This window comes from Serratia sp. Ae19-1 (assembly GCF_059801225.1).
Genome location: NZ_JBCHWD010000004.1, coordinates 410,243 through 423,204 on the forward strand (window position 1 = coordinate 410,243; position 12,962 = coordinate 423,204).

The following is a 12,962-nucleotide window of genomic DNA, read 5'->3' on the forward strand; positions in this document are numbered from 1 at the left end:
CGGCGACGGCTCCATTTGGGTCAGGCGAGCTGATGGCGTAAATAGCTCTCGATCACCTGGGTCAGATAGACTGGCGTTTCCTGCATGGGATAGTGCCCGCTGCCCTCCAGCAACGTGCACTGCACGTTGTCGAACCACGTCAGACAGGTGCGTTCCATGATGGGCAGCGTCTGTGCGGGATCGTGTTGCCCAATCAGCAGCAGTAACGGCACCGGGCAACCGTGAGTTTCTGCCGCGCGGTCATCCTGCGCCCAACTTTGGAGATAGTGCGCAAACACCGCCTGATCGCAGGCCGCCCGCGAGCGTTGCACGATCATGTCGACCCAGCGCGGCGGCAGCCGACCGCCGGTTGAAAAATCAACCAGCATTCTGCGATGCTCGTCATCGGTGGTCGCCCGTTCGAAGATGTGCCAGGCCTCGGCGTCAACCTCCAAACCGCTGGCCGGCACCGGGGTTAATCCGATGGCACTGCGCACGCGCTCGGGATGGCGCGCGGCAACCAGTTGCGCGATCTTTCCCCCCATCGAGTGGCCAACGATGTCGAAACGTCGCCATTCCAGCGCATCGGCCAGCGTCACGACATCATCCACCATCTCGTCCGTGGTGTAGGCGCCGTTCAGCGCTCGTGACCTCCCATAGCCGCGGAAATCAAGGAAGGCATAGGTGAAAGAAGCGGCGTCAAGGCAGGCCATCATCGGTTCATAGAGGGTCTGATCGCCGAACCACCCATGCAGCACGATGACGCCGCGATCGCCGCGTCCATGGAGCCGATACCCCAGGACCGGCGCATACCGGTTCATCACTCACCGCCCAGAATCAGCGAGGCCGCTTTCTCGCCGATCATGATGCAAGCCGCATTGGTATTGCCGCTGACGATCAGCGGCATAATAGAGCCGTCGGCCACGCGCAGATTACGCACGCCATAGACCCGCAGTTCGGGATCGACCACCGCCATCGCATCGACGCCCATCTTGGCGGTGCCCACCTGATGGTGATCGCTGACGGCATTGCGGCGAACGAATTCCGCAACCGCTTCGTCTGAAACACAGTCCGCGCCCGGCGCCGTCTCCCGCAAGCGCCAATCATCCATTTCTGGGCGTTCGACAATGTCGCGAATAAAGGCGATCTGCTTGACCAACAGCTCGAGATCGCGCGGATCCTTCAGAAAACAGGGATCGATAGACGGCGGCGCAAAAGGATCGGCGGAACGCAATTTAACTACGCCGCGGCTATAAGGGTGCAGCAAGGTCGGCACGATGGTGAAACCGTGTTCAGGCGCATTTGCGCCGGGATACGGGAACGTGATTAAGATGGGCTGCATATCCGGGACGATCATCTCCGGATGGCTTTTCCAGAACAGTGTCGCCTCCAACCCCTGTGCGCCCGAAAGCGGAACCGGCTGCGGCGATTGCCAAACCAGCGGCACATTCACGTGATCCTGTAAATTTTGTCCGACACCGGGCAGATCGACACGCACGCGGATCCCCATCTCATGCAAGTGCGTCGCCGGCCCAATGCCCGACAGCATCAACAGCTGCGGGGTGCACAGCGAACCGGCGCTCAGCACGATGTCACGGTCCGCATGAGCCAGGTGAACTTCGCCCTGCTGAACATAGCGCACCCCAACTGCACATTCGCCGTCAAACTCTATGTCGGTGACATGCGCGCCGGTTATGGCGGTCAAGCCGGGATGATGACGATACTCCTCCAGGAAGGCGACCCAGGCGCTCATTCTCCGGTTGTTTTTGACGGTGATCCAGGTGTGATAAGCCCCCCACATGTTACGGCCGTCATTGTAATTGCGATTCAGCGGCACGCCCGCCGCTTGCGCGGCCGCCAACAGCGCCTGAGTCACCGGCGTGGGACGCGGATTCAGCGTGACGGGCAGTTCGCCCGCGACGCCGTGTACCTCATCATTGTCGTCGGCAAACTGTTCAAACCGTTTGAAATGCGGCAATACGCTTTGATAGTCCCAACCGGCATTGCCGAGGTAAGCCCAGGTGTCGAAATCTTGCTGGGCGCCGCGCACATAAATCATGCCATTGAAGGCGCTGCTGCCACCCAGCGTTTTGCCGCGTGGAAACGGCAAACGCTGACCATTGGCGTAAATTTGCGGTTCGGTGGTAAACGCCCAGTCGACGTCCGAATTCCACAGTGCGATGGAACCCATCGGGTCATGAATTTCCGGTTTGTCATCGCTCGGCCCCGCCTCCAGCAACAAGACGCGGCGCCCGGCATCCAACAGGCGTCGGGTTAATACACAACCGGAAGATCCGGCGCCGATAACAATATGATCGTAACGTTGCGATGCTTTTGTCATGAGTATTCTCCTTAGGTGGGTTGCGCAGCGCATTAAACGTGCGGCATTTTCAGAATCGCTTTGATGGTGGTGCCGGCATGGGTATCGGCAATCGCCTGATTGATCTCTTCCAGCGGATAGAAGCGATACATTTCGTCAACCGGAAAGCGCCCCGCCAGGAACAGCGCGACCAGCTTCGGCAAGAAGACGCTCGGGGCGGCATCCCCCATGATGCTGCCCCGCACCAGGCGCCCCCGCAGCAAATGCAAGATATCCAGCGGCAACGCCGCTCCGAGAGCAGGCACGCCCGTCAACACGCACGATCCCATTTCCTGCAGCGCATTTACGGCGTCTTTCATGACGCTGGTGACCCCCGAGCATTCGACCGCATGGCGCACCCCTTCTCCCTGCGTGATTTGCCGAATGGCCTCGATAGGATCTTGCTCCCGGCTGTTGATGATATGCGTTGCGCCCACGCGTTCGGCGAGCGCCAGACGCCCCACCTGCACATCCACTGCGATGATGGTGGTGCAGCCCATGACGCGCGCAGCGGCGACGGCGGCAATCCCCACCGCGCCGATGCCGAAGATAGCGATCGATGAACCGGGCTCCGGTTTCAGGCTGTTCATCACCGCGCCGGCGCCGGTCATGATGCCGCAGGCAAACGGCCCCAGCGCGGCCAGCGGCGCATCGTCGGCAACCTTAACAGCGCTGCTTTGATTGACGACCGCATAGTTGGCGAACGATGACTGCCCGAAGAAATGGCTATGCACCGCGCGTGCGCCGTCATGCAGGCTCACCGAACCATCCGGGCGGCTGCCCGCCCAGTTGATGGCCTGATGATCGTGACAATAAACCGGCATACCGATAGCGCACGGCGCGCAATGGCCGCAGTACCCCACAGAAAGAATCACCTTGTCGCCGGGCTTCAGGTGACTGACGTTTTTCCCCACCCGTTCGACGATACCGGCGCCCTCATGCCCGAGCACCACCGGCATCGGTACCGGCAAAATCTGATCGCGCACCACCAGATCGGTATGACAAATGCCCGTAGCGACAATTTTCACCAACAACTCGTCATCACGCGGCGTATCCAGTTCCAACGGTCGGACGATAAACGCTTCTTTTGGTCGTTCAGCCACGGCGGCGATAATTTTCATCGTGTTCCCCTTTATGTCTGTCATGGTGTGCTGGCGAAAAGGCGTTGCCAGCCAGGCAAGAAGATGGCGCGCTAGCGCACTAGAATCGTTTTTCCACGGGCGCCACCGGCGCGGTTGGCCAGGAGTGCCTCGGCCCCTTGCGCCAAAGGCATCGTCTGGTCGATGGTGACCTTGAGCTTGCCTGAAGCGACTGCCGTCAAGACGATGCCGAGATCGTTGGCAGTAGCCCGCACTTCAAAGTTGCCGCCGCGAATGTCACGCGCGGCCAGGCTTTGCTCCTGCGCCGCCCACACGCTGCTCAAGGCAACGCCCCCGCGGCGAACATGGGTGACGTAGCGCGCAAAATCGGTGCTGTCGCTGACCAAATCGACTAATGCGTCGACGCCATGTGGTGAGTGGGCCGCCAGCCACGCGTCGATCGGCGTCTGATGATAGTCAAGCGTCTCCACCGCCCCCAGCGCCCGCATATGTGCCTGCGCATCCTGATTGGCGGTGGCGATGACTCGCAAGCCCTTCATCACCGCCCACTGGGTCAGAAATGTGCCGACACCGCCGGTCGCCCCGATAATCAACACGGTTCCGCCCGGCGCGATATCGAGCCGCTGGCTGAGCTGCAATGCCGTAATGCCCGCCGTAGGCAGCGCGGCGGCCTGAACGGCCTCTACCGTTTCAGGGCACAACACCAGCGTGGCTTCTTCATTCAGCACGGCATAGTCGGCATGGCTGCCGTTGCCAGCCTGGCCAAACAAGAATTGCCCCACCACCCGGTCCCCAACCTGAAAACGCTGAACGTCGGCGCCGACTGACGCCACGGTGCCAACGCCGTCCACGCCCATAATCAAGGGAAAGACGTGAGGCACGCGATCTTTCAACATCCCCTGCGCGATCCGCCAATCGATGGGGTTGATGCCGCTGGCCTCCAGTTTGACCAGCAGTTGGCCACGCGCCGGCTGGGGCGTAGGCAGCGTCATTAGCGTCGGTGTTGCTCCGAACGATTCCACCGCGATTGCTTGCATTTTTTTCACCTCATAACGAATGATTGCTGTCCGAATTAAGGCTACATATCGGACAATAAAGCGTCTATGTGCTAATTTTGAAATCACTGTTACTCAAATTCGGACAATAGGTATGCATGGACAGGCGGCGGTTTTTGATGACTTGAACGATCTGCGCTATTTCGCCCTGGTGGTGGAGAATGGCGGTTTTTCCGCCGCTGAACGCGTGGCCGCGATCCCTAAATCGCGTTTAAGCGCCAGAATAAAAGTGTTGGAACAGCGCCTGGGCGTGCGCTTGTTGCAAAGGACTACTCGTCATGTTTCGCTGACGGATGTGGGGACGCAGTTTTACGCGCACTGCCGCGGGCTGCTGGCCGAGGCTCTGGCGGCGCAAGAAACGATAGATATGGCCAGCGGAACGCCGCGCGGACGGGTTCGCATCAGTTGCCCCGTTCTGGCTACTCAGGTTTATATCGCGCCCTATCTGCCGCAGTTTATGGCGCGCTATCCACACGTATCCGTACAGGTTCTCGCACAGGACCGCCCTGTCGATTTGCGCATCGAGAATATCGATATTGCGCTGCGGCTCAGGGAACCGATCCTGCAGGACCCCGATTTGATTTCCAAACCGCTCGGTATCAGCCGCCGCATTTTGGTCGCCAGCCCAGAGTATCTCGCTCGTCGTGCGCCGATCGCCACGCCGGAGGATCTGCTGCAGCATGCGACCTTGCATTATGACGCCAATGCCGCTTCGCCAAATTGGTTGATGAAACACAGGGTTAGCGGCGAAGAGAAGACCATCGTGCATGAGCCAATCCTGATAAGCAGCGATTATGAAACCCTGCTGCAGGCGGCAATTCAGAATCTCGGTGTGGCGATGCTGCCGGACGTCGCCTGCCTGAAAGCCTTGGCCAAGCATGAGCTTTGCGTGGTATTGCCGGAGTGGGGAGCTGTGGAGCTGCTATTTCATCTGGCTTTTCTGACGCGTCGGGGCATGTTGCCTTCCGTGCGAGCGCTGATCGATTTTCTGTCGGAAAGTTTACCGCTGGTCGCCGTACGCAAAACCATAGCGTAGGGATGCGCCGTATCGACATGGATTACAACGGGCTGATGACCATGATCGGCGCCGTGGCGCATCCATCATCATGAGCATGAGAGAAGAAGGAAACTACGAATAGCCGGGGCCGATAGCCCCTGGCGTACAGATTTAGCCGTTTTTGCGGCCGATAGCGGAAAAGACGTTAAACACTTCACCCAAGCCGTAAATCGCGCCGAGCAGTACGGCCACCATTACCGGCACCAGGACCACCACGGTGGCCAAGCTTTCAAGCATTTCTAACATCGTTCTCTCCTGGTTTTTAAGCACAGCGAATCTGCGCCGGAAGAAAAGGTTTCCGGCTAATCGGTTGATTATCGTGGGGAGGCAGTCTAAAACGTGAGCTACATCACACTTGATGCGAGCTAATGTAACTTACACAATTACATTAACGCAATGCAAAAAATGCTCTGTGCGGCAAAGGGATTGGCGTGGATTTTTTATTGCGTATCTGCTTGATATTGCGGCGAACAGGGGGCGAAAGGATAGCCGGCGCGCCGCTCGACCTGCCCGGCCATTTCGGCGATGCTGGTCTGCGCCAGGCTGGCTTCCAGCGCATGCCCCACGCGCGCGAACTCTTGCTCCAGCACCGGGGTAATGGCGTGGCCGATATAGCACGCATCGTTAGGTCGGGCGCGGTGCAGCATGAAATAGGGTTGATCCTCCACCGCGCGATACACGTCCAGCAGCGAGATCGCTTCCGCCGGCCGCGCCAGCAGCGCCCCGCCGCCTTGCCCCATTTGTGAATAGGTCAGCCCCGCTTCCGCCAGAGCGCCGAGGATGCGCCGCACCACCGTCGGATTGGTGTTGACGCTGCGGGCGATGTCTTCGGAACGCACCGTCTGGCCGCGACACAGCGTGATGTTGGTCAGGATATGGATGGCAACGGCAAATCGCGTAGAGGTAGACACCTTGGCACCTGCTCAGAGTTTCGTTTATGTCGGATTAAAACATAAGGAAAGTGTATCAATTTCCGGTAATACACATAATGAGTAGGGATTAGCGGAATGTCAACCAGCCCCCGCCCGGCGGCGACGGCAGTTCAGGCTTCGGTACGGATCTCCGCCACTTTATCGGCATAAAATGCCAGATGATCCTTGATCGCCACCACGGCGTTGTAAGGCATTTCATAACTCCAGGCCGTATTGTTCCCCTGCGGGCCGTTCAGCGTGAGGTCGAAATAACTGCAGTCGCCCTTATAAGGGCAGTAGCTAACGCGATGGTTTTTCTGCAGCAACGCCATCTGCACATCCTCACACGGAAAGTAAAACACCGGCGGATAGTTGGCTTCCCGCAAAAGGAGCGCGTTGCGGCTGTCGGCCAGGATTTGGCCGGCGGCGTGCACCACGACCCGCATGGGATGGCGAGTTAACGTAATCGGATGATCCGGCCCGGGAATTTTCACCGGCTTGCCGGATGCGGAAACGAGATCGGACATGGCGGCCTCCACAACGTGCGCCCCGTCCCCCACGAGGCGTCTTCTCAGTATAGACCCGCGGTTTCGCCGGCGGCCGCACATTCGGCGAGCAAACGCTTTTCGCCGCCGCAAAATTAAGAATTTTTACCTGTTCGATTTTCTTACGGAGGAATACATTCATCCCAACTTCTACCGGCGGCTTAATCGGATTATTTTTAATCCACTAATCCGCCAATTTACCAGGAACTCATTATGAATATTAAACGTGCCGCGGGTGTGTTGGTGGTGGTGATGGCAACGCTTTCCGTTACCGCATGTGGGCATATGTCCAATCGCGATCGCAACACGGCGATCGGCGCGGGTGTCGGCGCCGTCGGCGGCGCGGTATTGACCGACGGCAGCACGCTGGGCACACTCGGCGGCGCAGCGCTGGGTGGCATTATCGGCCACCAAACCAGCCGTTAATCATTCCGTTAAAAATATCTCAGCAGGCCGGCGCTTTGTTAATTCACGTGCGCCGGCCTGCTTTATTTATCCCGATGAACGTCCTTCGGAAGGAACAATAATAAATAACGTTAAGCGCAGCTTTATTATTAATTAACCTGCACCAGAAGTATTTATTGCGCAGGCAGCCTGAAGCGCGCCATCGCTTTTTCCAATCGTTCCGACTCCCCCTGCAGCAACTGCGAAGCCTCGGTCACCGCGTTCACCACGCTGCCGGTTTGCCGCGCCACCTGATTCAGCGCGGTGATGCGCGCCGTCACGTCCTGAATGCTCTCCCCCTGATTGAGTGACGCCAGCGAAATTTCCCCCATCAGCGCACTGCACTTGTTCACCAGACTGATAATCTGCCGCAGGTTGCCCGTCAACAGATCCACCGCCTGCGATCCCCGATCGATTTGCTGCAATGAGCGGCCGATCAACTGCTGAATATCGCGCGTCGAATGGCTGCTTTTCTGCGCCAGCAGACCCACTTCCTTAGCCACGATGGCGAAACCGCGGCCGTGAACGCCGGCGTGCGCGGCCTCGATCGCCGCATTCAGCGCCAGAATATTGGTCTGAAACGCCACGCTGTCGATCAATGCCACAATGCCGCGCATCTCCGCCGATTGGTTGACGATCCCTTGCATCGAGACATTGACGGTTTGCATCATCTGCTCACCGGCGTCGGCGCACTGGCGGGCCTGTTCAGTGCGTTCACTGGCCTGCTGCGCGTATTGACCGTTTTCTTCCACCCGCGCCGCCAGCTGCTGCACGTGCTCGGTCGCCAAGTGCAATTCGCCGTCCTGCTTCGCCGACTGTGCCGTCAGCTGTCGATTGCCGTCCGCCAGCCGCCCGACGCCGTTCAGGATCCCGCTCGCCGCGTCGCGCACTTCGCTCACCAAGCGCTGCAGGCCGCCTTGCATGTGGCCAATGCTGGTTTGCAGTTGGCGCATCTCGCGGTTAACCGCCCTTTCAGGCGGCAGCGGCCGCGAAAGATCGCCGGCGGCCAGCACGTTGAGGTGCGCGATCGCCCGCTGCAGCGGCGCGATCACCCAGCGGGAGACGGCGAACCATACCCCGACGGCGATCAGCACCAACGCGGCCAGCGCGCCGAGCGCAAAGGTCTTGGCCTGCTCCAGCGCCGCCAATTGCTGCACGTTGACGTCATCGCCGCGCCGTTCGTTCAGCGCCTGATAAGCGAGATACTTCTCGTTGAAATCCGCCTGAAACGCCTGGATCGGCACGGCGAAAAACGCCTCGATGCCGCTGCTGCCTTGCAGCCCTTGCGCCTGCTCTTTCAGGCCGTCATAAAACAGACGATAGCCGTCTTTCAGGGCCGCCGCCGCCGGCGCATCCGCGCTCAAACGTTCGAACTGGGCGAAGGCCTGCTCGGAAGCCTGCAGCGCCGCCAACGACTCATCCAGCAGGCTGTGCCAACTGCCGTCGGAGCCGGTGGCTTGGTCCTGCAGATAATAGATGCCCGCGCGGTTCAGGCTGTCGCTGGCCGTCAACAGCGACAGCCTGGCGCGATCCATCGCCGCCTGTTGGCGATGCAACGCGTCGCCCGTCACCAGGTTAACCTTGGCGTCACGCAGAATATTGGAAATAAATACGGTGGAAAACAATTGCAGCAGAGAAAATAGCGCAATAACGCAAATTACGCCGCTTAATAATCCCATGCTCTTGCCGAAGCCAAACGCGCGCGGCAGCGCCGTCGCAGGTTTTACCCTGCGGCCAAGTGTCAGTTTTATGTTCATGATTTTTAGTCAGTAATACCAGGATGCCGCGAGTCTAACGGGCATTGATGACACTAATATTTCAGTCTGCTCTGCGCCGCCCCTCACCAAGAAAAATGGCAAAATCGGCGGTATGGCACACCAACGTTTATTTTTATTGCTTGACTTGTTTAATCGCAGATTTATAGTTCCCCCATTAAACAAGAAACAAAGTTTCATATATTAACCGGAAGTGAATTTAATATATGAAACGCGCAATTAAATCGTCTCAAATATAAAACAAACGAGCACCAACGCCTTATTTTCAGGTAAAACCCGCTCGTCTTAATAGAGACCAAATATTCATCAGGGGCCGGACATGCGCAAGATCACCCTTTGTTTTTTTCTTGTTTCACCAGTGAGTTATGCGGCAACCTCCGTATTAGCCAACGACACGGCCGCCACCGCGGTGCCGGTCAAAAAAAGTCGTCCGGCATTTCCCCATATTCATTGGCAAAGCGATGACAATAAAAAGAGTATCGATATCGGCGGCGCACTGCGCGCCAATTATCGTTATGAAGACTGGCACAGCAGCAATTATCGGCATCCGCCGCATTTACGCTTTGACGCCTTTCGCATCGACGCCGCCGGTCAGGTAAACGACGCATTTTTCGATAGCGGATTCTGGTTTCAGGATCGGCGCAAATACGCCATCGACCGCGCCTATGTCGGCTATCACCTGTCTGAGCGTTCCGCCGTGCAGCTTGGCGCGCCGTTCAAACCCTTCGGCCTGATGCCCTACCCGCAGTTCGGTTGGTCGTACGGCATTCCGTTTTACCTCGGCTTCGGCGTCAACACCGGGCTGGGCGCCAAATACCAATATCAACAGGGCGATTGGGCCTTCGACGCCGCCTACTACCCACGCATGATGCCGGCCGGCGTGCGTTACGCCCCCGACGTCGCCAGCTACGACGATCTGAAGAACACCAACTTTGCCTCGCAGCACCTGCAGCGCAACGAAAAACGCGATCAGCTGAACCTGCGGCTGACGCACGCTTTCCACCCGGGCGGCTGGGATAACGAGCTCGGCGGTTCGCTGGCGGCCTCGCGGCTTTACAACCAGGCGACCGGCGATGACGGCAGCTTCTGGGCGGCCGGCCTGCACACGCTGGTGAATCGAGATGCCTGGCATCTGTCCGGCCAGGTGATCCGCTACGGTTACGACGCCAAAGGCCCGGCCGGAGCCAACAATTCGGTGATCCTGATGGGCGGCAACGGCCTGACGCCGGCCTATCTGATCCCCTCGCAGGCCACCACCGCCGCCATTAACCTGGCGCGCGACGTCGAGGTGCCCTGGGGTCCGGTGAAAAAACTGCGGTTCTACAACGACTACAGCGTGCTCTGGAAAGATAAGCGCGGCGGCTCCGACTCCAAAATGAATACGCTCGGGGTGCAGGTGTTCGCCATGCCGGTGATGCTGTGGGTGGATCTGACCTGGGCGCAGAACGCCAACCCGTGGGGCGGCGTGGAAAACGCCACCGGCTGGACCGGTACCCAGTCCTCCGGCAGCAATAAATGGTATTTTCGCACCAACGTAAACATCGGTTACTACTTCTGAGCGCGGCGGGATCTACACTGAAGTATCGCCGTCAACCGGAGAAATCACGATGCTGAGCGCGCAGACGCTGCATGTCGCCATCAACCGCCCCTGTGACGAGGTATACGCCTTTCTCAGCCGGCCGGAAAACTTCCCATTGTGGGCCAAAGGGTTAGCCAACAGTTTGCGGCAGGAAGGTGAAGACTGGATGGCGGATACCCCGCAGGGGCGGATCCGCATTCGCTTCAGCGCGCCGAACGCCTTCGGCGTGCTGGATCATTGGGTGACGCTGCCGGACGGCGGCGTGGTCTACGTGCCGCTGCGCGCGCTCGCCAACCGGCAAGGCGCCGAGGTGATCTTCACCCTGTTCCGCCAGCCGGGCATGGACGACGCGCAGTTCGCCCACGACGCCAGGCTGGTTAACGCCGATCTGCAGGCGTTGAAGCGCCTGCTGGAATCGCGTTAACCCGCGGGTTAGCTCTTGACCGACGACACCACGTTGAGCGGCTGGGCGTCCGGCAGGATATTCATGTGCTCCAGCACCTGGGCCATGATCTTGCCGAACACCGGCCCGGCCACCGAACCGCCGAAGTGTTTGCCGGCTTTCGGGTTGTTGACCATCACCACCAGCGCCACCTGCGGATCGCTGGCCGGCGCCACGCCGGCGGTATAGTTGATATACCCGCCGTCGTATTTGCCGCTCGGGCCCATTTTCTCGGCGGTGCCGGTTTTGATCGCCAACCGATAACCCGGCACCGCGGCGTTCACCCCGCTGCCGCCCGGCAAGGCGTCGCTCTCCATCATATGCACCACGGTTTTCACCGTATCGGCCGGCAGAATACGTTGCCCCATCACCGGCGGCGTCACCTTGGTGATCGACAGCGGCCGATAAACGCCGAAGGCGCCGATAGCGGCATACTCGCGCGCCATCTGCAGCGGCGTCACGCGCAGGCCATAGCCGAAGGAGAAGGTGGCGCGTTCGATATCCGCCCAGCGTTCGCGATGCTGCGGCAGGTAGCCGCTGCTCTCGTTGCCGATGCCGAGCTCGGTCGGTCGCCCCAGGCCAAAGCTGCGGTAGACCGCCGGCAGCACCGTGGCGGGCAACGCCAACGCAATGTGCGATACCGCGATGTCGCTCGATTTTTGCAGCACGCCGGTGATGGTCAGCTTCGACCAGTGGCCGACGTCTTTGATCAGGTGACCGTTCACCCGATACGGCGTGGTGTCCAGCACGGTATCCGGCCGGATCAGCTTATGCTCCAGCCCCACCATCACCACCACCGGTTTCACCGTCGAGCCAGGCTCGAAGCTGTCGCTGCTGCACACGTTGCGAATATCCTTCGCCGGGGTGCTGCCATAGTTGTTCGGGTTGAACGACGGGTAGCTGGCCATGCCGAGGATCTCGCCGGTGTCGATCTTGACCAGCACCGCACAGCCGGAGTCGGCCTGGTTAGCCACCACGCCGTCGCGGATCTGCGCATAGAGCACGTACTGGATAAATTTGTCGATGCTGAGCGTCACATTCGGCGGCGGCACCGGATCCACGCTTTTAAGCACGCCGATCACCGCGCCGCTGCCGTCCTTCTGGTAGACCCGCAGGCCGTTTTTACCCTGCAGCAGCGGGTTGAAGCCCAGCTCGATGCCCTCCAGCCCCTGATTGTCCTGGCCAACGATGCCGATCAGCCCGGCGGCGTCCTGGCCCATCGGATAAAAGCGGCTGAAATCCTGCTCGGTGCTGACGCCGGTCAGGTGCAGTTTACTGATGTAGGCGGCGTTATCGTCCTCCACCTTGCGCGCCAGGTAAACGAAACGCTTGCGCGCGTTGCTCTGGATCAGGTGCTGGATGTCCGCCAGCGGGATCTTCAGCACGTTGGCCATGCTCTGCCAGCGCTCGTTGCTAGTGTCGGTCTGGGTATCGAGAATGTGTTTCGGATCCAGCACGATGTCTTTGGACGACACGCTGACCGCCAGCGCTTCATCGTTGCGATCGGTGATCATGGCGCGGTTGGTCGGCACCACCTGGGTACGGATCGAGCGCTGATCAGCCTGGTCCGCCAACTGCTGGTGTTCCAACAGCTGCAGATAGCCGACCCGGAACGCCAACAGAAAAAAACAGACCAGCATGCCGGCGCAAATCCAGCCGAAACGAACTGTGGAATAGGTTTTACCGCTCTTTTTGGTCGATGGCGCCACTGTTGTG

General features: G+C 59.4%; 13 protein-coding genes. 4 read left to right on the plus strand and 9 right to left on the minus strand.

Going from position 1 to position 12,962, the window contains the following annotated elements; all coding sequences use genetic code 11:
- Positions 1-20 precede the first annotated feature (20 nt).
- The 4 genes from AAIE04_RS14600 to AAIE04_RS14615 form a co-directional block, all read right to left on the minus strand.
- The gene (locus AAIE04_RS14600; RefSeq protein WP_498577212.1) at positions 21-800 is read right to left on the minus strand and encodes an alpha/beta fold hydrolase; all 780 of its coding nucleotides are present in this window, start codon (positions 798-800) and stop codon (positions 21-23) included.
- Entirely contained in the window at positions 800-2,320 is a 1,521-nt protein-coding gene (locus tag AAIE04_RS14605; protein WP_498056056.1) for a GMC family oxidoreductase, read from the minus strand. The genes AAIE04_RS14600 and AAIE04_RS14605 overlap by 1 nt, the downstream gene beginning before the upstream one ends.
- 32 nt (positions 2,321-2,352) lie before the next feature.
- Positions 2,353-3,459 carry an NAD(P)-dependent alcohol dehydrogenase gene (locus AAIE04_RS14610; protein WP_498577213.1) on the minus strand — a complete coding sequence of 369 codons (1,107 nt, stop codon included), beginning with the start codon at positions 3,457-3,459 and terminating at the stop codon, positions 2,353-2,355.
- 71 nt (positions 3,460-3,530) lie between these two features.
- Positions 3,531-4,475: an NADP-dependent oxidoreductase gene (locus tag AAIE04_RS14615; RefSeq protein WP_498577214.1), complete on the minus strand. Its 945-nt coding sequence runs from the start codon at positions 4,473-4,475 to the stop codon at positions 3,531-3,533.
- Between the two features lie 19 nt (positions 4,476-4,494).
- Between AAIE04_RS14615 and AAIE04_RS14620 the strand changes: the two genes are divergently transcribed.
- Entirely contained in the window at positions 4,495-5,529 is a 1,035-nt protein-coding gene (locus tag AAIE04_RS14620; RefSeq protein WP_498577215.1) for a LysR family transcriptional regulator, read from the plus strand.
- Between the two features lie 132 nt (positions 5,530-5,661).
- On the opposite strand, the gene AAIE04_RS14625 is transcribed toward AAIE04_RS14620, so the two are convergent.
- From AAIE04_RS14625 to AAIE04_RS14635, 3 genes are all read right to left on the minus strand, one after another.
- A complete protein-coding gene (locus AAIE04_RS14625; protein WP_019456308.1) occupies positions 5,662-5,796 on the minus strand; it encodes an AcrZ family multidrug efflux pump-associated protein in 135 nt (44 codons plus the stop codon).
- 194 nt (positions 5,797-5,990) lie between these two features.
- Entirely contained in the window at positions 5,991-6,461 is a 471-nt protein-coding gene (locus AAIE04_RS14630; protein ID WP_019456309.1) for an Rrf2 family transcriptional regulator, read from the minus strand.
- A 131-nt stretch (positions 6,462-6,592) separates the two neighbouring features.
- Complete coding sequence (locus AAIE04_RS14635) at positions 6,593-6,988, minus strand: DUF427 domain-containing protein (RefSeq protein WP_498577216.1); 396 nt, start codon at positions 6,986-6,988, stop codon at positions 6,593-6,595.
- Positions 6,989-7,219: 231 nt separating this feature from the next.
- Between AAIE04_RS14635 and osmB the strand changes: the two genes are divergently transcribed.
- Positions 7,220-7,432 carry an osmotically-inducible lipoprotein OsmB gene (gene osmB / locus AAIE04_RS14640; RefSeq protein ID WP_004940700.1) on the plus strand — a complete coding sequence of 71 codons (213 nt, stop codon included), beginning with the start codon at positions 7,220-7,222 and terminating at the stop codon, positions 7,430-7,432.
- Positions 7,433-7,584: 152 nt separating this feature from the next.
- Here osmB and AAIE04_RS14645 read toward each other — a convergent pair whose 3' ends face one another.
- Positions 7,585-9,207 carry a methyl-accepting chemotaxis protein gene (locus AAIE04_RS14645; protein WP_498577217.1) on the minus strand — a complete coding sequence of 541 codons (1,623 nt, stop codon included), beginning with the start codon at positions 9,205-9,207 and terminating at the stop codon, positions 7,585-7,587.
- Between the two features lie 337 nt (positions 9,208-9,544).
- On the opposite strand from AAIE04_RS14645, the gene AAIE04_RS14650 reads away from it, so the two are divergent.
- Together AAIE04_RS14650 and AAIE04_RS14655 are read left to right on the plus strand one after the other, a co-directional pair.
- The gene (locus AAIE04_RS14650; protein WP_498577218.1) at positions 9,545-10,783 is read left to right on the plus strand and encodes a putative porin; all 1,239 of its coding nucleotides are present in this window, start codon (positions 9,545-9,547) and stop codon (positions 10,781-10,783) included.
- A 49-nt stretch (positions 10,784-10,832) separates the two neighbouring features.
- Positions 10,833-11,228 (plus strand): SRPBCC family protein, encoded by a 396-nt coding sequence (locus tag AAIE04_RS14655; RefSeq protein WP_498577219.1) that lies wholly within the window; start codon positions 10,833-10,835, stop codon positions 11,226-11,228.
- 8 nt (positions 11,229-11,236) lie between these two features.
- Here the strand turns inward: AAIE04_RS14655 and AAIE04_RS14660 are convergent, their stop codons facing one another.
- Entirely contained in the window at positions 11,237-12,955 is a 1,719-nt protein-coding gene (locus AAIE04_RS14660; protein WP_025159737.1) for a penicillin-binding transpeptidase domain-containing protein, read from the minus strand.
- Positions 12,956-12,962: the final 7 nt, after the last annotated feature.